Origin of the sequence: Litorimonas sp. (assembly GCA_029936425.1) — a bacterium.
Lineage (GTDB): Bacteria > Pseudomonadota > Alphaproteobacteria > Caulobacterales > Maricaulaceae > Litorimonas.
Map to the genome: position 1 here is coordinate 1 of JAPYSU010000007.1, position 18,100 is coordinate 18,100.

At 48.9% G+C, this 18,100-nt stretch carries 16 protein-coding genes; 4 read left to right on the forward strand and 12 right to left on the reverse strand.

Annotated features, from left to right (window positions below; all coding sequences use genetic code 11):
• Window positions 1-244: 244 nt before the first annotated feature.
• From ACN0IC_RS08130 to ACN0IC_RS08170, 9 genes are all read right to left on the reverse strand, one after another.
• Entirely contained in the window at window positions 245-874 is a 630-nt protein-coding gene (locus tag ACN0IC_RS08130; RefSeq protein WP_416878276.1) for a hypothetical protein, read from the reverse strand.
• Window positions 875-884: 10 nt separating this feature from the next.
• Entirely contained in the window at window positions 885-1,772 is an 888-nt protein-coding gene (locus tag ACN0IC_RS08135) for a sugar phosphate isomerase/epimerase family protein (protein ID WP_416878277.1), read from the reverse strand.
• On the reverse strand, window positions 1,772-3,460 hold the full coding sequence (locus tag ACN0IC_RS08140) for a GMC oxidoreductase (protein WP_416878278.1): 1,689 nt from the start codon (window positions 3,458-3,460) through the stop codon (window positions 1,772-1,774). The genes ACN0IC_RS08135 and ACN0IC_RS08140 overlap by 1 nt, the downstream gene beginning before the upstream one ends.
• A complete protein-coding gene (locus ACN0IC_RS08145; RefSeq protein WP_416878279.1) occupies window positions 3,461-5,170 on the reverse strand; it encodes a GMC oxidoreductase in 1,710 nt (569 codons plus the stop codon).
• Entirely contained in the window at window positions 5,170-5,742 is a 573-nt protein-coding gene (locus tag ACN0IC_RS08150; RefSeq protein ID WP_416878280.1) for a gluconate 2-dehydrogenase subunit 3 family protein, read from the reverse strand. Before ACN0IC_RS08150 ends, ACN0IC_RS08145 begins: the two co-directional genes overlap by 1 nt.
• On the reverse strand, window positions 5,735-7,153 hold the full coding sequence (locus ACN0IC_RS08155; RefSeq protein ID WP_416878281.1) for an MFS transporter: 1,419 nt from the start codon (window positions 7,151-7,153) through the stop codon (window positions 5,735-5,737). Before ACN0IC_RS08155 ends, ACN0IC_RS08150 begins: the two co-directional genes overlap by 8 nt.
• A gap of 43 nt (window positions 7,154-7,196) precedes the next feature.
• Window positions 7,197-8,249 carry a sugar phosphate isomerase/epimerase family protein gene (locus ACN0IC_RS08160; protein WP_416878282.1) on the reverse strand — a complete coding sequence of 351 codons (1,053 nt, stop codon included), beginning with the start codon at window positions 8,247-8,249 and terminating at the stop codon, window positions 7,197-7,199.
• Entirely contained in the window at window positions 8,246-9,391 is a 1,146-nt protein-coding gene (locus tag ACN0IC_RS08165) for a Gfo/Idh/MocA family protein (RefSeq protein ID WP_416878283.1), read from the reverse strand. The genes ACN0IC_RS08160 and ACN0IC_RS08165 overlap by 4 nt, the downstream gene beginning before the upstream one ends.
• 102 nt (window positions 9,392-9,493) lie before the next feature.
• Window positions 9,494-11,002 carry a tetratricopeptide repeat protein gene (locus ACN0IC_RS08170; RefSeq protein WP_416878284.1) on the reverse strand — a complete coding sequence of 503 codons (1,509 nt, stop codon included), beginning with the start codon at window positions 11,000-11,002 and terminating at the stop codon, window positions 9,494-9,496.
• A gap of 364 nt (window positions 11,003-11,366) precedes the next feature.
• Here ACN0IC_RS08170 and ACN0IC_RS08175 point away from each other — a divergent pair, with 364 nt between their 5' ends.
• The 3 genes from ACN0IC_RS08175 (at window position 11,367) to ACN0IC_RS08185 (ending at window position 13,626) form a co-directional block, all read left to right on the forward strand.
• Window positions 11,367-12,284, forward strand: coding sequence for a rhodanese-related sulfurtransferase (locus tag ACN0IC_RS08175; RefSeq protein WP_416878285.1), 918 nt, complete (start codon window positions 11,367-11,369; stop codon window positions 12,282-12,284).
• A gap of 45 nt (window positions 12,285-12,329) precedes the next feature.
• The gene (locus tag ACN0IC_RS08180) at window positions 12,330-12,968 is read left to right on the forward strand and encodes a glutathione S-transferase (protein WP_416878393.1); all 639 of its coding nucleotides are present in this window, start codon (window positions 12,330-12,332) and stop codon (window positions 12,966-12,968) included.
• Between the two features lie 124 nt (window positions 12,969-13,092).
• Complete coding sequence (locus tag ACN0IC_RS08185) at window positions 13,093-13,626, forward strand: YbjN domain-containing protein (RefSeq protein WP_416878286.1); 534 nt, start codon at window positions 13,093-13,095, stop codon at window positions 13,624-13,626.
• An 8-nt stretch (window positions 13,627-13,634) separates the two neighbouring features.
• Here ACN0IC_RS08185 and ACN0IC_RS08190 read toward each other — a convergent pair whose 3' ends face one another.
• Window positions 13,635-14,942 carry an ATP-binding protein gene (locus tag ACN0IC_RS08190; RefSeq protein WP_416878287.1) on the reverse strand — a complete coding sequence of 436 codons (1,308 nt, stop codon included), beginning with the start codon at window positions 14,940-14,942 and terminating at the stop codon, window positions 13,635-13,637.
• A complete protein-coding gene (locus ACN0IC_RS08195; RefSeq protein ID WP_416878288.1) occupies window positions 14,939-15,652 on the reverse strand; it encodes a response regulator in 714 nt (237 codons plus the stop codon). Before ACN0IC_RS08195 ends, ACN0IC_RS08190 begins: the two co-directional genes overlap by 4 nt.
• A 127-nt stretch (window positions 15,653-15,779) precedes the next feature.
• On the opposite strand from ACN0IC_RS08195, the gene ACN0IC_RS08200 reads away from it, so the two are divergent.
• Entirely contained in the window at window positions 15,780-16,664 is an 885-nt protein-coding gene (locus ACN0IC_RS08200) for a branched-chain amino acid aminotransferase (protein WP_416878289.1), read from the forward strand.
• A gap of 52 nt (window positions 16,665-16,716) precedes the next feature.
• On the opposite strand, the gene glyA is transcribed toward ACN0IC_RS08200, so the two are convergent.
• Window positions 16,717-18,003 carry a serine hydroxymethyltransferase gene (glyA, locus tag ACN0IC_RS08205; protein WP_416878290.1) on the reverse strand — a complete coding sequence of 429 codons (1,287 nt, stop codon included), beginning with the start codon at window positions 18,001-18,003 and terminating at the stop codon, window positions 16,717-16,719.
• Between the last annotated feature and the right edge of the window lie 97 nt (window positions 18,004-18,100).

Consider the following 18,100-nt stretch of genomic DNA (forward strand, 5'->3'; position numbering starts at 1 on the left):
CAAGGCCGCTGCGATATAAACCGCCGCCGCGTGACGGTTGTCGCGTAAAACATATCTCCCTTGGTCTCCATCGCGGGGGCCGTCACGCGGGCTGTCCATTTTTACCGGACATCTGACGCCAAAGCTGACCCCGCGATGGGCAGTGGGAAAGAAAGCTCGTCTTCATTTCAAAACACGCTCTTTGACATCGTTCTTTATTGTAATCTTCTCATTAAACGGCACGTATCATAATAACCGCATTATCTCATCGCACGACGTTACGCGGCATAGCGGATGGATCTACCTCCCCCTGTCCCATATTCATCATATAGACGGGTCCAACCTCAAGGGTCTGTTTTTCACCCGCAATCTGTAGAGAAAGCGTCATACCTTCTTTTTTGTACTTTTCCGGAGCCGTTCCATATACAAAATGTAGGCGCCATTCCTGACCGACTTTCGCTTGTTCAATAGCCCAGGTATCGTAAGGCTCTTTTGCTTCCTGCAAGGCGATCGGGGTGGTTGTTTCGGACAATCCTTCAGGTAACTCAGTGGCGCGAATCCAGATGGCGGTAAATATCACATCCCCTTTGGAAATCTTGATCTGGTTCTTCGCTTGAATGCCAGCACTATATATATTTGTGCCTTTTCTGGAAACGACCACCTCAAGCGCTTCTCCTCCGGGCAATCGATCGACACTGACAATTTGAGGCTCTTTTGTCAGACCATAGTGAGCCAACCCGTCAGCCCCGGGATAACGGATCATTTCCGAGGGACGCGGCAACATCTGCCAGACTCGCGCCCCTTCTAGCTCAAGTGCGTCAACATCGGGTTCTGCGAATGCGGTCACAGATAACAAGGAAATGAATAGTAATAATGTCGCAATAATGGCTTTCATGATGTTCTCCTTAAAATCGAAGGGCCTTTACGCCTTCATACATATTTTGAGCGGATTGACGGTAAGGTTTGGTTGGACCGTCATGTTCGGCAATGAAGTATTTCATGCCGGAGACATCATTCAGAGCCAGATAATCCTTAAAGGGTGTGTCCCCTTTTCCCACATCCACCATCAAGGTCTGATGAATCTCTTCATAGCTCAGATCGTTTTCAATCGCCTGGTCTGGTGAGCCCTTCATGTCCTTTATATGGCTGAGATGGAAGCGACCCGGGTATTTTTTTATAAGAGCCGGAATATCTATTTTGGCGAGATTGGCCCAGAAAAAGTCCAGCTCGAAATTATTGAAGCGGGGGTCCGTTTCGGTCATTAATATATCCATGGCAGTCGTGCCACCGCCCAAATCCTCAAATTCGAATTGATGGTTATGATAAGCGAGCTTCACACCTTCATCGACCAGTTTTTCCCCGGCGCTGTTAAGTAGAGCCGCATGGCGTTTCCAATCCGCCAAAGTCCTTTGGTCTTCTGAAATATAAGGCAAGACCATATACTCACAATCGAGAGTCTTTGCTGTGGAGATCAGGCCGGGAACATCATTTTCCAACTTGCCATAACTTATATGAGTGACAGGCGCAGGCAGTCCCACCTCTTCCAGAATAGCCTTTAATTCCTCGGGTGTGTTTTCGGTGTAATTGCGTTCATTCAGCTCAACATAATCATAGCCCACCTCTTTGATCATTTCGAATGTGCCGCGAAAGTCCTGACTAAGCAGGTCACGAAAAGTGTAGGTTTGAAGCCCGACCCTTTCTATTTGGCCTTGCGCCGCGGCGTTCCCTCCGCAAGCACTCAAGGCGAGGGCCGCCCCGGACCCAATCAATAATTCCCGTCTGGAAAAAGCCATTATAATTCTCCCTGTTCAATGAGATCTGCGGCGTAATGCGCGGCCCTCGCCGACAAAGCCATGTAAGTGATGGACGGGTTTTGAATGGCCGAGGATGTCATTGCCGCCCCATCGGTAATGAAGAGATTTGGCACCTCCCAAGACTGATTCCACTTATTCAAAACAGACGTCTTAGGGTCGCGGCCCATCCTGGCCGTGCCCATCTCATGAATTCGATCTCCCGGCTTGCTGGGATTTACGTCAAAGACCTTTATATTTTTAAGGTTACATTTCGTCAGAATTTCGACAGCGTCTTTTGAGGCCGCCTCCATCAATGCAATTTCATTCGGCCCCATTCGGGCGTTCATTTTGGGTATGGGTATTCCCCATTTATCTTTTTTAGTGGTGGAGAGAGTGACGCGGTTATTTGGATCCGGCAGGACTTCGCCGTAGGCATCCAGAAAAACTTGCCAGGCGCCAGGCGTTCGGTTTTTCTTTTTGAACGCTTCGCCGACTCCTTGTTGGTCCCCACTCCAAGACCCGCGATTCGTATAGACCTGAAAGGCATAGCCGCGTTTATAGGGCTGATCATAATCGGGATAGTTTCGATAACGCGGAATATAGGTCTGTCCCGGAAAACGCCCGTAAACATATTTATCTTCGAGTCCATCAATATATCCCATAGCTTGCGCGCCCGCGACGTGATCCATGAGGTTCCGTCCTACCTGGTCAGATTGATTGGCAAGACCCTTCGGATTATTTACGTCCGCGCTTTGCAGAAGTATAGCCGCTGTATTTATCGCGGACGCATTTAAGAAGACGACTTTTGCCGTATAGGTCATGGTCTCCTTCGTCACTCGGTCGATCACGCGGACACCCGAAGCCTTTTTGGTTTGCGGATCATAAATAACGGAATGAACGATTGAATCGGCCTTCAGGGTGAGATTTCCTGTGCGTCTTGCCGCCGGAAGAGTGGCAGAATTCGAACTGAAGTAAGCTCCATAGGAACATCCCCGAAAACAGCGATATCGCGCCTGACAGGCCCCGCGTCCAAGAGCTTCCTGCTCCGGTGTCGTTCGAGTCAGATTAGCTATCCGACCTATGATCAGCTGACGGTCATTAAAGTTCTCTGCCAGTCGGCTTTGAAAATCTTTCGCCGCGCAGTCCATCTCAAAGGGCGGGAGATATTCCCCGTCCGGCAGCTGTCCCAATCCATCATTATTACCGGACACGCCTGCAAATTTTTCAACCTTGTCATACCAGAGTTTCAAATCCGCATAACGAATAGGCCAATCTACTCCGACACCATCAACCTTATTCGCGTTGAAATCGTGATCGGAAAAGCGGTAACTCATTCGCGCCCAAAGCAGGCTTCGTCCTCCGACATGATATCCGCGATACCATTTATAGTCCGTCCCCTCAGCCGTCTCGTAAGGATGGTCACTGTCTTTGACCCAGAAATGTTTCGTACTTTCATGAAAGACGTAAACATCTTTCTGGATGGGGTAGTCGGCGTTGGCTTCCTCGGGGCGAACCCTGTCCAGAAATTTTTTGTCCCAAGGGTCAAGCATATCGGTATAGTCTTTGGCCGGATCCACATCCTTACCACGTTCCAGCACCAGCGTTTTCATACCTCGCTCGCACATTTCCTTGGCGACCCACCCGCCGGACATGCCTGAGCCCACGACAATGACGTCAAAGTCAGGCACCTAAATCACTCCCTCTTGCATCAGTTTGGCTGCGTGGTCTGCGGCTCTGGCAGAAAATGCCATATAGCCGAGGGAGGGGTTTTGACATCCCGCAGAGGTCATAAAGGAGCCATCAGTAATGAAGAGGTTTGGGATATCCCAAGACTGGTTCCACTTATTCAAAACAGATGTCCTAGGGTCCCGCCCCATCCGGGCTGTTCCCATCTCATGAATACCGTTTCCGGGGGGAGACATATTCTCCGCCGCGATATCATCAGGATTATCCGTTTCGATATCCACTAGCCCCGCAGCCTCAAGCATGGCACGCGTATCACGTGTCGCCTGTTTCATAAGCTTCACTTCATTCTCTCGATGTTTCTGATCAATAATGGGAACGGGAAAGCCCCACTTATCTGTTCGGGTCGGGTGAAGAGTAATGCGGTTCCGTTCGTCCGGTAAAATCTCACCAAAGGCCACCATACCCATAATCCAGGGGCCGGGCGTTCGGTTCTGCGTCTTGAAAGCCGCGCCAACCCCTGCCCCGCGAGCACTTCCGCGCCAATTACCTCTGAAAATTCGACCTTGATATCCATACCCACGCAGGTAATCCTCGCCGCTTTCCGTATGGTTTCTAAACCGCGGGATGTAAAATCCGTTTGGTCGGCGGCCATAATGATACTTGTCTTCGAACCCCGGCATGATGCCATAGCCGCGTGCCCCCGCAACGTGATCCATCAAATTGCGGCCAAGCTGGCCGGAAGAATTAGCCATTCCATTCGGTTGATCCGGGGTCGCCGAATTTAACAAGATCATGCTCGTTGGAATCGTGCCGGCATTAAGAAAGATAACGCGCGCCGTGAGAATGCCAGCCTCATTCGTTTTCACATTAAGAGTTTTGACCCCTGTTAGACGGCCTGTTTCGGAATCATGGATGACAGAATGAACAGCCGTATCGGGAATCAACGTCATGTTTCCGGTGCGTTCCGCCGCTGGAAGAGTAGCCGCAACCGAGCTGAAATACGCGCCGTAAGAACAACCTCTTTCACAAAGACTTCGCGCCTGACACTTCCCCCGGCCCAAATCGATTTGCTCTTGGGTCGGCTGGGTAAGGTTTGCTGCCCTGCCCGGAATGACTTTACGCCCTGGAAAAACGCGCTCGACCTTTTTCTTAAACTCGACTTCAGCACAGGTTAGGTCATGCGGGGGCTGGAACACACCATCCGGCAGTATATCAAGTCCCTCCATTGAACCCGAAATCCCTGCAAATTTCTCAACATAGTCATACCAAGGTTTGATGTCGGCATATCTCAGAGGCCAATCGACGCCGACGCCGTCTTTCTTATTGGCTTCAAAGTCGATTTCAGAAAATCGGTAGCTTTGGCGTCCCCACATGAGTGACCGCCCGCCTTTGTGATAGCCCCGTCGCCATTTATAATTTTGGCCATCAGGCGTTTCATAAGGATGAACTTTGTCCTTCACCCAATAGTGTTTGGTGTTCTGATTAAAGGCATAGACTTCTGACTGAATAGGGTATTCCTCCCTGTCTTTTTCAGACGTCCAATCAAGATTTGGGGTATCCCAAGGGTCAACAAAATCCGTGTAGTCTTTTGTCGGCTGGGTATCTCGGCCGCGTTCAATAACGCCAACTTTAAAACCGCGCTCTGCCATTTCCTTGGCGACCCAACCACCGGACATGCCCGAGCCAACGACAATAACATCGAAGTCAGCCATTATGTGGCCCAGGTCTTTGGAAACTCCGCGAGCGGAACGCAGCCTATCCATTCCCCGGGGACCGGCTCATAAGCGAGTTCTTGTGTGGCTCCCGGCTCACTCATGTAATAAGCCGTAGAAATCGTACGCTTCAAGTCGCGGTAAAAACCGTCTTCAATTTGTCCTGCAAAAACTTTTGCGTCGTAGGCTCTAAGCGTTTCCAATTGTTGCTCTGGGCTGGCGGATGAGAAACTGGGGAGCTGATTGCTTAGATTTTTTACGCCCTGCCGCCAGTACCGTCTGTAAGTCTCATCTCCCCATTGCGTCGCTAGACTTTGTAATGTTTCCGGCACGCCGGCCTCCACGGCCCCGGGCGTATCGGTTGTCGGGATAATTGTATCTGACAAAGCCGTCAAAAGAGCCATCTCTTCTTCCGAGAAAAACCCTTTGAAGGACGCAAATTCCGTATCACCCAGACCTTTTGCGTCCGACATCTCTACGGAATTATTGCCGCAGGACGCCAGAGCTCCCGCCGCGGAAATAGCCAGCAGCCCTTGAAGGGCCTTGCGTCTGTTCAGATGAATATCAGTCATTGGCGGAGGCTCCGCTGGTGGCCACTATCCACTTTCTCAAAAAGAGTAGAATTAAAAAGACGGCAATTAATATGGCGGGAAATAGGACAAGCTTAGACAAAGCCGCCTGTCCCGCAGCCATTTCAATATCTCCCTCAACAGCGCCTCCGGCAATTGCCTCAGCGCGGGCGCTGTCAATCCAGCTTCCGATGACCGGATTCCAGAAGGTGAGAGCAAACATGCCGGCCGCGCCTACCAAAGACATGCCCAAAGCGCCGCTCATCGGAATATATTGCGCCGTGACGCCAATCATTGTGGGCCAGAAATAGCAGACGCCAACGGCAAAAATGATGGCGGATACATAAACCATTCCGCCCGTTGCGGAACTCATTAGGAATAATCCCAGTGTGGTTACAACCGCAGACGCCAATAAAACGCCAAGCGGATTAAACGCATGGATCAAGGGTCCGGCGAAGAAACGTCCAACAGCCATTATTCCTGTCACCATCCCCAAGACAATCATGGCTTGCCCGGGAACGCCGCCGAGCTGCGCGCCCAATATCCGATCAACCCATTGCTGGGTTCCGAACTCTGAAGTTGCTGTCATGGACATGATTGCCATCAAGACCAAGACGAGTGCTGCGTCCCGAAGACGACCTGTTCGGTAAAATATCAGATAGAAGGTTAGCGCCAAAACTATAAGTAACGGCAAGAAAATGCCCCCCGGAAGTCCCGCAATGAAAGCATTGGGAGTTCCAATCAGCGCCATTAGGCCAAAGATAGCTGCGATCAACCCTATGCCTATTACGCTTAAGTCAATACCTCTTCCGCTCGTCTGCACCACAACTGGAAACTTCGTCGTGAAAATCATGTAGCCATAAATCAGGGTCGGTATAATCATAATGGCGATTTGCGGCTGCCAGCCAAGACCCCACTGGGTCATGACGTATGATATGGACGCCCCAATAACGATGCCGCCCGGAAACCAAACGTGGAAACGGTTGAGCCATTTCGTTTTTTCATCTTTGTAAAGTTCTGCGACCATTGGATTACAGGCCGCTTCGACTGACCCGTTGGCGAATCCAATAAAAAAGGTTGAGATCAGGAGCGTCAGAAACCCGGTAGCGGTCAAGGTCAGAACCAGACCCAGAATGTGACCGGCAAAGGCCAATATCATGATCTTTTTAGGCCCTAAATAATTATAGAGAAATCCGAATAAAACCATTGCGAGGGGAAACCCGAGAAACGCCATACCGTTTATCCAGCCAAGCTGGGTATCAGGAAGCCCGAATTCGGTATTGAGCTGTCCCAGAATCCCCGCCCGGATCGCGAAAGTCATGGCTGTCACAACCAATGAGATGCAACTAAGTAGAAACAGACGTCTCCGACTGAGAAGCTCTGGCGGCGTCTCTTCAGATGTTAAAGTCACCATTTTTCTTCCCCTTATGAACAGCTCTATTTTTAGAGTCTGCGGTCTATTTTAGCCCTAGCATTTCTCTGTTGGATTTTTCGTCGGAGTCGCCCCCTGCGAAATCATCAAAGGCTTTGTCCGTGACACGGATAATATGATCTTCGACAAATTTTGCGCCCTCCCTAGCCCCATCCTGCGGGTGCTTCAGGGTGCATTCCCATTCAACAACAGCCCAGCCATCAAAATCATACCCTGTGAGTTTTGAAAATATCCCCTTGAAATCAATCTGCCCGTCGCCAAGAGAACGGAACCGCCCGGGACGTTCTACCCACCCCTGATATCCGCCATAAATACCTGATTTTCCGTTAGGCTGGAATTCCGCATCTTTTACATGAAACATTTTTATGCGTTCATGATAATGGTCAATGAATGACAGATAATCGAGCTGCTGAAGAATAAAGTGACTGGGATCATATAGAATATTACAACGGCTGTGATTGTCGACTTCTTCGAGAAAGCGTTCAAACGTTACCCCGTCATGCAGGTCTTCGCCGGGATGAATTTCGTAACAGATATTAACGCCGCATTCGTCGTAATAATCTAGAATTGGGCGCCAACGGTTTGCCAACTCTTTGAAGCCTTCATCAACCAGTCCTGCCGGGCGCTGCGGCCAGGGATACATAAACGGCCAGAGGAGCGCTCCAGGAAAACTGACAGAGTTTTTCAGTCCCAAATTCTGGGACGCTTTCGCCGCGTATTTGACCTGTTGTACGGCCCATTCCTGCCGGGCCTGAGGCTTGCCATGCAGCTCTTTCGGAGCAAATGCATCAAAAGCCGTATCATAAGCCGGATGAACCGCAACGAGCTGGCCCTGGATGTGAGTCGATAATTCAGTAATTTCTACTCCGGCGTCTTTGCACCGGCCTTTAAGTTCGTCGCAATAAACCTGACTTTCCGCCGCCAGTTTTAGATCCATACAGGCGGGGTTGTCGGAAGGTATTTGGATACCTTTATACCCGGCCTCTGACATCCATTTGGCGGCACTGTCCAAAGTGTCAAAAGGCTTATCACCCATGAATTGTGCCAAAAAAATTGCGGGACCTTTTATCGTTTTCATAGCGTTATTTCCGTCCAAGCTGACTCATTCGCGCTGCTTTTCAATAGGGCTTCGATAAAGGCCATACCTCTAACGCCGCCTTCTATGCCGGTTTGTGTCTTTTTTCCGCTTCGTATGGCTTCTGCAAAATCAAGATAGATATTGGCGAAAGCTTCAATGTAGCCTTCCGGATGCCCTGGAGGCGTGCGAAATGCCGATTGCGTCCGTTGATTTAAATAACCGTGTCCAGCCCTGAGAATTTGCGTCGGTTGATCTGGATAAGTTCGTATCAGGGTATTCGGTTCTTCCTGGCGCCATTCAAGCCCGCCTAACTCTCCATAAACTCGAATAGACAGACTATTTTCTTTTCCGACGCAGATTTGTGAGGCGCTAAGCGTGCCTTTTACGCCGCCTTCCATTCGAAACAAAGCAGAGCCATCATCATCCAACCTGCGACCATCAACAAATGTAGATAAATCCGCCGCGACATGTGTCATTCTTTTTTGGGTGACATATTCCGCTAAATTGTGTGCATGCGTGCCAATATCGCCCATACAGCCCGAGCCCCCCGAACGAGCGGGGTCTGTTCGCCAGTCTGCTTGTTTATTCTCCACCTCTGTTGCGAGCCAGCCCTGAATATATTCTACGAAAACTTTTCTGATTTTTCCTATTTCGCCCGCCTTGATTAGACGCTTAGCTTCTCCGACCATTGGATAGCCGAGATAGGTATGGGTCAGGCCATATAATTTTCCGGTGTTTGAAACGATGTCAGCAAGCTGTTTTGCTTCTGCCAAACTCAACGTCGCCGGCTTATCCGACAAAACATGAAAGCCAGCTTCCAGCGCGGCTTTTGCAACGGAGAAATGCACATGGTTTGGCGTTACAATGGAGACAAACTCCATACGTTCATTTTCCGGAAGAGCGGCCTCTGAGTCCATCATATCCTGAAAACTGGCATAGCAACGGCTCTCTTGGAGTCCCAAGGCTGCACCAGTCGATTTGCAATTTGTCTCATCTCTTGAAAAGGCGCCGCAGACGAGTTCAATCTTTCCATCAAGACGCGCCGCCAATCGGTGGATTTCACCAATAAAGGCGCCTTGGCCACCGCCGACCATTCCCATCGTCAATGGCCTATTTACTGCCCTGCCCTCCGGCTGAGTCATATAATTCCCCAATACTGACTTATGTCAGTTTTTTTATTGTCTGATCGAATTTAGACTCGAACGACAACGCTGTCATTTTTGAGTATAAAGACGTTTGCCGCCTTAGATGTCAAGTCCTGCCCGTCGCCAACCTTCAAATACAAGCTCACGCAAATTATCATCAGGTTGCCACGTCAAAAAGACTTCGGTCAATAATCTATCATAATTCGTGTTTACCCTGTGAGCCTCCTGAAGAAATATATTCGCTCTTTCGGTGTCCTCCACATGCCCAAGACTGGATAGCCAAATTATCTGTGATCCTACCGCACTATCAGTGTTTACGTTTTCCAGTGCATCCAGAACCACTTCAAACTTTTTTTCACGAAACGCTAAAATTATTTCGCTGGTATAAAACCAAGCCGGTGGTTGATCGACAAGCCGCAAGGCTGCCTTATGGTAATACTCCGCACGTTCCCTTTTCCCCCTAAAGGCACTGGTTAGCGCGTAATAGGCTAACAGAGAATAATCATTTGGATTTAGCGCACTGGCCTTTTGCGCCATTCTCTCAGCTATCTCCAGATGACCAATATGATAATGAGCCTGGAATAAAGCCAAAAATGCGAGAGCATTATCGGGATCTATCGCTGAAGATTTTCTACCGTATTCAATAGCGGCTTCCAATCGCCCTTTTCCCACTTCACTTGGGATGGATAAAGTACATAGAAATGTATTGAGCAGAGATCTAACTGCCCAGGCCGACGAATAATTCTTTTGCGTTTGAGTAATTGTCTCAAACTCTTTCAAAAGCCCTCTTACTTTTCCGGTGGAAGGAGATATTTTCAGCTCGTAAAATTTAAGAAGTGCTTCATAAGCAGAGAGGCTTTGACGCCGACCCAAGTTTTCCCGGCGGTTAAAACGATTTACAACTCCGAAAGGTGCAGCCACTTTCGCAGCCGTATAAGAAGCAATTTCTTCTTGGATTTCAAAGATATTTTCGGCGGAATATTGTTTGTCGAAAATTCGCGTGAAAATGTGCTCTCCCGTCTCTGTTGAGATCAGGTCAACGGACACCCGAAAAACATCCCCCAAACGACGTACTGTTCCGTTCAAAACGAACTGAACATTATATTCTTTACCGAATTGCTTGAGATCGATATTCGCTCCGGAATGTTTTATGGTCGGCATTCGAGCAACGATGCGGAGATAACGAAATTGCACAAGAGCATTTATTATTTCGGCCGTGAGCCCTTCGGCAAAGCAATCTGACTGATCAGGGCCACTGATATTGTTGAACGTGAAGACCGCGATGCCGGGCCTGGAAACAAAATGAGACACATTGTGTGTGTCTATCGGTAAGTTTTCATTTTCTTCTGTGGCCTCCAATACAGTTTCAGGTACCTCGTGCCGCATTTCAAAAACGGGAGCATACTGCCCCTTTGGGATCACAATCCGTACAGGGTCTTTTAATCCCGATGATCCATAATAGAGGTCTAGTCGGCGCCTCAATTGGCCGGCTTGCACTCTAACAATAGTATCGCTTTGAGGGTCGAAATCATCCGGTTTATCGAAAACTTCTAACCCAATTGTATATCCCTTTAGAAGATCAGAGTTTCCTTCCAGGGCTTCCTGCACGACATAACTGAGAAACCGCTTCATCCGCGTCGTATCGCGAAAAAGCTTGTCCTTTCGGATTCGTTCAAGCTGCTCAAGGACGGCCTGCTTGACGTCAGGGTCAATCTCTTGAGGCTCTTCGAATGATGGCAGTGTGGGTAAGCCCATAACCGTCCTATCTGTTGATCGAATCCTAGGTTACAACATATGAAAGCGCAACACTCGTTCTATACACAAAGGTAATATTCAGAGAGAAATTTGTAAATTACTCTTCGGAAAAAGCCCCTTTCAGGGTCACTGTTCGGCCTTCGGTTTCTCTCTTACGCTAAAGAAAGCACAGCTGAGAATATTGATTTTTTGACCCCTTCATCATAGAGGCCCGTTCATGACTTACCGCATTGCAGCGCTCTACCAATTTACCGCTTTGCCGGACTATGAAGCCCTGCAACCGTCCCTGCTAAAGATGTGCGAACTATTAGAGATAAAAGGGACAATTCTCTTGGCGCAAGAAGGAATCAACGGAACTATTTCCGGAACACATGAAGCGATTGATGAGCTTCTGGAGTTTTTGCGTGAAGACCCTCGATTATCTGACTTGGAAGCTAAATTCTCTGAGGCTGAATCAGCGCCATTTTATCGGATGAAAGTCCGGTTGAAAAAAGAAATTGTAACAATGGGTGTTGATGATATTGATCCGAATAAAGTCGTGGGAACTTATGTCGACCCTGCTGACTGGAATGAACTGATTTCTGACTCTGATACAATTCTGATCGATACCCGAAATGATTATGAGGTTGAAATCGGAACGTTCAAAGGCGCCGTCAATCCAAAGACAAAAACATTTAGGGATTTTCCGAACTGGGTCGAAGAGAACCGCGAGAGCATTAGCAAACCGAAAGTCGCCATGTTTTGCACGGGTGGAATTCGGTGCGAAAAAGCCAGTGCTTTTATGAAACAAAATGGCTTCGAAGATGTATATCATCTTAAAGGCGGTATTTTGAAATATCTGGAAACCCAGCCAGAAGAAGAAAGTCTCTGGGGCGGTGAGTGTTTTGTTTTTGATCAGCGTGTTGCTGTAAGGCATAATCTCGAGCAGGGACAATATGATCAATGCTTTGCCTGCCGCCATCCGATAACGGAAGAAGACAAACAATCTCCGCTTTATATCAAAGGCGTGGCTTGTCCTCGGTGTCACGCAGATATGAGCGAAGACCAGAAAGGCAGATTCGCTGAGCGGCAAAAGCAAATAGAACTCGCAAAAGCGCGAGGGGAAACGCATATAGGGCGGAAATTAGACACCTAAATCATTGAGCAGGAGAAAAGCATCTCTACATCTGATTCAGCAGCTATTTTATACTCTTTCCGACGTTGTCCTTATGCCATGCGCGCCCGCATGGCCTTGTCTGTTGCAGACATTGAATATGAACACCGCGAAGTTTCTCTGAGAAACAAACCTGAACCGATGCTGGAGGCTTCCCCCAAAGGCACAGTTCCCGTCTTTATACCTAGGGATGGGCCCGTCCTGGAAGAGAGTTTGGCCATTATGCGTCATGCCTTGCAACATAATGACCCGGAAAACTGGTTGTTTGACAAGACCGATCGAACAAATGACTTCATCAAAGTTATGGACGAAGATTTTAAACCGCATCTGGATAGATATAAGTATGCCAGTCGATATGACGAAACAGCTCAACGCGGTGATGTAGATCTGACGCATCGCGCCGCTGCGGTGGAACTTTTACAGAAATGGGAAAGAGCCTTGGAGAAAAATGAATTTCTTCTGCGTGATACTCCCAGCTTTGCAGATATCGCAACCTTCCCCTTTATTCGACAGTTTGCCGCGACCGAGAAAGAGTGGTGGGCAAGTAAACCCTTGCCAAATGTTTCCGATTGGCTTGAAAGGTGCTTGAACTTGGGCCTTTTCAAGAAAATCATGAAAAAACGCCCCCTCTGGGAGCCTCCTCAGAGCGATACACCTCCGGCCTGACAACTTACCCACGGCTTAATTTACCTAAATCATAGTTATCAACACGCTGTGGGACACCTCATCTTGTGAGAATCAGAGAGTTTCCTAGTTTTAACTCATAGATTCGAAACAAGGTTTGTTTGATATGTCTTTCGCTGATCACCATTGCCTTCGGCCTACGCCCTCTTTGATGGGCGCCGCCGCATTGCGCGAAAATCCTACGGCTGTTTTTGAGCGTATCGCACTGGCAGAAGGGTATGATCTTGAGCGGATAGAGCTGAATGAAATCGAAATTGCCGTCCCGGGGCTTTGGTGTGATCACGACATCAGCATCATCTGGAATCCCGGCACAGAACAGGTGCAATGTTTTCTCATGTTTGAGGGGAAAACTCCCGGGGGTCGCTCAGATGATATATGTCGGCTGATGTCCCTCATAAATGAGAACCTGAAAGCCGGTCATTTCGATTATTCTACTCGCCACCAAGCACTTGTTTACCGCAATGCCTTAACCCTCAAAGGTGGCGCTCGTCTTCAAACGGAGCAGGCCATGGATATTATTGCCTCTGCGCTGGACGCGGCCGAACGGGGCTACCCTGCCTGCCAATATGTCGTTTGGGCCGGAAAATCTCCGGAAGATGCTCTCACCTCTGCTCTCGTCGATCTGGCGTCTTTTCCATAGGCTATTTATTATTGAGGTAGCGATATTGTCGCGCGCAGTCCGCCTTGCGGGCTATCGTCCAATATAAGGCTGCCGCCATGGGATTGCGCAATATCTCGCGCAATAGACAGTCCCAAACCAACCCCTTCAATGTTTTGTGTGCGGGCATCATCCAGACGACTAAAGGCTCGAAACGCCAGTTTGCGCTTCTCTTGGGGTATGCCTGGTCCGGAGTCATCCACAATGAACTCAATCCTGTTAGGGCTTGTTTGAACAGAGAGCTCACATCCCTTGGCATATTTACTACTGTTAGAAATAAGATTTGTGAGCGCTCGAGATAAGGCGATAGGACGCAGTTTTGCCGTTAGCCCCTCAGGAATGGATTTTTCATTTAAGCTTGCCGCTTGACCTTCTACAACAGCTCTCAAATAATTATTGATATCAATGACTTCTGGAGTTTCGCTCCCCTGACCTCTGGCAAAGTCAAGATACCCGGTCAACATTGATTCCATTTCTAACAAATCCTGACGTGCCGCGCGGATTTCCTCTGTATCCTCTTGTAAGGCCAGCTGTAATTTCAATCGGGTGAGAGGCGTGCGGAGATCATGGCTCACGCCCGCCAGCATCATGGTTCGCTGTTCCAAATGGCGTTGAAGCCGGCTTCGCATTTTCAAAAAGGATTGTCCGGCCCGACGTACTTCTGACGCTCCGGAAGGTTTGTATTTTCCCAAATCCTGCCCTTTACCATATGCATCAGCCGCATCTGCCAATAGGCGGATCGGTTTTGCCTGGTTCCGAATAAAAATGATGGAGACAAGCGTCAGCAGGATTGTTGCCGTCATCAGCCAAAAAATGAATACGAAACCCGTTGGGGCAAAAACCCTCTCTCGCGCAGCAATAAACCGGAGATACCCGCCTTCGACCTCCACCCGGACGTCAATATGATTGGGATAACGCGTTGTATCGAACCAAAATCTATCGTCCAAACTTTCATTAAGGGCCCGTCGTAAGGTCTTGTCTAGATTAGAGAAAAACATTTGCCGCCTTTGAGCCACGGGCAGTACATCGCCTTTTCGAAAGACAACGGAGAGCTGCATTCCAGGACTTAGAAGGTTGTTGAGATCTTCGGCTCTGGCGATAGTCGGGTTCTGTTTAAAAAGCGTCGTGGCAACAGCAATATCAGCGGCAACGCTGTCGGATAAATTCGCCGTCACCCGATCCCAATGCGCGTTGAAAAAGAAATAGACCACGGCAATTTGCATAATGCCAATGGGCAACATGATAATAAGCAAAGCCCGACCAAACAGGCTTTTAGGCAAATATCGTTTTAGATTCATGGTTCCGCCGCATGACAAATCAAACGATAGCCCTGCCCTCTTACGGTCAATATGTAATCGGGTTCAGCGGGATTGTCTTCAATCTTGCGTCGAAGGCGCGTAATTTGGACATCTACTGCCCGATCAGAATTCGCATTGATGTTTTGCGAAAGCTCATATCTTGAAACGGTACCTCCGCCCTGCTTAGCCAGAAGATCAAGCATGACATGCTCGCCCGTTGTCAGGCGCACTCTTTCATTATCCTTTGTCAAAAGATTAGTATCCAAATTATAACTGTATGGACCAAACAGAACTGTTTCCGACACACTGGGGCGCCCCGCGCGGCGGAATACATTATCGATTCTCAAAAGCAGCTCTTCCGGTTCGAAAGGTTTTGCCAGATAATCATCTGCCCCCGCACGCAATCCGGCAATTCGGTATTCGGATTCCCCCTTCGCGGTTAACAGAATGATGGGAATATCGCTGCTTTCACGCAAAGATCGAGAGAGTGACAAGCCATCTTCGCCTGGCATCATTATATCTAGTATAAGCAGATCATAAGACAGGCCCCGCATTTTTTCACGGGCCATAGCCGCATTTTCCGCCACTGACGTTCTATAACCTTCCCGACTAAGATATTTTTGGAGTAACAATCGGATCCGGTTATCATCATCAATAATTAGAATATGGGTGTTGGAACGGTCCAGCCGAGTTGTTGGCGAGCGTGTCATAGACAAATATTCCCTTTTCCCACCTGAATGGCTGTTGACTTACCCTTTCCCAGAATAAGAATAGGATAAAGTCAGAATGGCGCGAAAATGCAAGAGCCGCAAGGCCGAGAGAGAATAGAGTGAGAACATGATTGAAAAAGCTTATCACGACCGTGAAGGTCATATCTGGATGGACGGTGAATTTATCGACTGGCGCGAGACCAAAGTCCACTTACTCACCCACTCTCTTCATTATGGCTCTGCTGTGTTCGAAGGCGACCGGGCCTATGACGGAGAAATTTTCAGGCTGTCAGACCACTCTGAGAGACTCCTTAATTCCGCCAAACTTTTAGGGTATGAAATCCCCTATACGCGCGAGCAGATTGATGCCGCCTGTAAAGAAGCCCTACAGAAATCCGGTTTGAAGGATGCTTATCTTCGGCCTGTAGCATGGCGTGGATCTGAAATGATGGGCGTTGCCTCCAAAAACAATAAAATTCATCTGGCCGTCGCATGCTGGCACTGGGGTAGTTATTTTTCTGATAAAATGAAGGGTATCCGCCTGTGTATTTCTGACTGGAAACGCCCTGCTCCGGATACAATTCCGTCCAAATCCAAAGCGGCAGGCCTCTATATGATTTGTACGCTGTCAAAAGATGCGGCCGCAGCCAAAGGCTTTGATGACGCGCTCATGTTTGATTATCGGGGACGCGTTGCCGAATGTACAGGCGCTCACATTTTCTTCGTTCGTGGAGACGAACTCCACACGCCAACCAATGATATTCTGCTCGAAGGCATAACACATGATAGCGTGATCAAACTCGCGGAAGCCCGTGGTTTCAAAGTTTTCAAACGTGATATTCACCCATCAGAAATGGCGCATTTTGATGAATGTTTTGTTGTGGGCACAGCCGCCGAAGTCACGCCTGTACGGGAAATTGACGGCATTCACTATAAGCCTGGAAAAGTCTGTGAAGCGCTAGTTCAGGATTATGATGACGCCGTAAATAGACGTGGAAAAGTGAAATTCTAGCATCTACTTTCGTCATTATCCGACACAATCGGGCAATGACGAAACGAAAGACTTACAAATCAGAATAAATTGGAAAACGTACCGTCAGGGCTTTTACGCGCTCACGCACAGACGCTTCTACGTCTGCATTGCCTTGTGGGTTATCTGCTAAAGCGTCCAGTACTTCAGCCATAAGTTTTCCAATTTCGCGGAATTCCTCTGCCCCAAAACCTCGCGTCGTCCCTGCTGGAGAGCCCACACGAAGTCCGGAGGTGACGGTGAATTTTTCCTTGTCAAAAGGAATTCCGTTTTTATTACATGTGATATAAGCGCGCTCCAGCGCTTTTTCCGCCGCATTGCCTTTGACGCCCTTGGGAGACAAATCGATCAATGCGAGATGCGTATCTGTGCCGCCTGTGACGACGGCATATCCCGCCTCTACCAGGGCCTCTGCCATAGCACGGCAATTCTCTATAACCTGTTTGGCATAAGTCTTGAACTCAGCTTGCAAGCAATCCTGGAAAGCGACGGCCTTGCCGGCAATCACATGCATGAGCGGGCCGCCTTGAAGTCCAGGAAAAATCGCTGAATTGAATTTTTTAGCGAGTTTTTCGTCATTCGTCAAAATCATGCCGCCGCGGGGGCCGCGAAGTGTTTTATGCGTTGTCGTCGTCGCGACATGGGCGTGAGGGAATGGACTTGGATGCTCTCCACCGGCCACAAGACCGGCAAAATGCGCCATATCGACATGAAGGTAAGCATCGACTTTATCAGCGATCTCCCGAAAACGGGCGAAATCAATCTGGCGGGAATAGGCTGAGCCGCCGCAAATGATGAGTTTGGGCTTATGCTCCAGAGCCAAGCTTTCAACCTGATCATAATCGATCAGGTGATTGTCTTCGCGCACGCCATAGGTCACAGCATTAAACCATTTACCGGACATGTTGGGCGGTGCTCCGTGTGTCAGATGCCCGCCGGACGCCAGATCCATCCCCATAATTGTATCGCCCGGCTTTATTAGCGCCAGAAAAACGCCTTGATTGGCCTGCGACCCGGAATTGGGTTGCACATTGGCAAATTTAACGCCGAACAGTTCACAGGCCCGCTTGATAGCAAGGCTCTCCGTAACGTCCACATGCTCGCATCCACCATAATAACGCTTTCCGGGATAACCTTCGGCATATTTATTTGTATGGACGGAGCCTTGCGCTTCCATGACCGCTTTGCTGACAATATTCTCGGACGCAATGAGTTCGATTTCAGACTGCTGGCGCTCTAATTCATCCTTGATACTGTCATAGACAGCAGGGTCACGCTCTTTGAGAGATTGAGAAAAATATCGACCCGTATAGTCAGTCATAGTCGGCTCCGTTTGGGGTTTTGGCAGGTCTTAACTTCACCGCCGACGAACGGCAATGCCTAGCCTAAAGAAATGCGGATTAATTTACTCGCCTGAC

Excerpts from the sequence above, each read along its gene's own strand:
- ACN0IC_RS08130 (WP_416878276.1), bottom strand. The coding sequence starts at position 874 with ATGAAAGCCATTATTGCGACATTATTACTATTCATTTCCTTGTTATCT.
- ACN0IC_RS08135 (WP_416878277.1), bottom strand. The coding sequence starts at position 1,772 with ATGGCTTTTTCCAGACGGGAATTATTGATTGGGTCCGGGGCGGCCCTC.
- ACN0IC_RS08145 (WP_416878279.1), bottom strand. The coding sequence starts at position 5,170 with ATGGCTGACTTCGATGTTATTGTCGTTGGCTCGGGCATGTCCGGTGGT.
- ACN0IC_RS08150 (WP_416878280.1), bottom strand. The coding sequence starts at position 5,742 with ATGACTGATATTCATCTGAACAGACGCAAGGCCCTTCAAGGGCTGCTG.
- ACN0IC_RS08155 (WP_416878281.1), bottom strand. The coding sequence starts at position 7,153 with ATGGTGACTTTAACATCTGAAGAGACGCCGCCAGAGCTTCTCAGTCGG.
- ACN0IC_RS08160 (WP_416878282.1), bottom strand. The coding sequence starts at position 8,249 with ATGAAAACGATAAAAGGTCCCGCAATTTTTTTGGCACAATTCATGGGT.
- ACN0IC_RS08165 (WP_416878283.1), bottom strand. The coding sequence starts at position 9,391 with ATGACTCAGCCGGAGGGCAGGGCAGTAAATAGGCCATTGACGATGGGA.
- ACN0IC_RS08175 (WP_416878285.1), top strand. The coding sequence starts at position 11,367 with ATGACTTACCGCATTGCAGCGCTCTACCAATTTACCGCTTTGCCGGAC.
- ACN0IC_RS08185 (WP_416878286.1), top strand. The coding sequence starts at position 13,093 with ATGTCTTTCGCTGATCACCATTGCCTTCGGCCTACGCCCTCTTTGATG.
- ACN0IC_RS08190 (WP_416878287.1), bottom strand. The coding sequence starts at position 14,942 with ATGAATCTAAAACGATATTTGCCTAAAAGCCTGTTTGGTCGGGCTTTG.
- ACN0IC_RS08195 (WP_416878288.1), bottom strand. The coding sequence starts at position 15,652 with ATGACACGCTCGCCAACAACTCGGCTGGACCGTTCCAACACCCATATT.
- ACN0IC_RS08200 (WP_416878289.1), top strand. The coding sequence starts at position 15,780 with ATGATTGAAAAAGCTTATCACGACCGTGAAGGTCATATCTGGATGGAC.
- glyA (WP_416878290.1), bottom strand. The coding sequence starts at position 18,003 with ATGACTGACTATACGGGTCGATATTTTTCTCAATCTCTCAAAGAGCGT.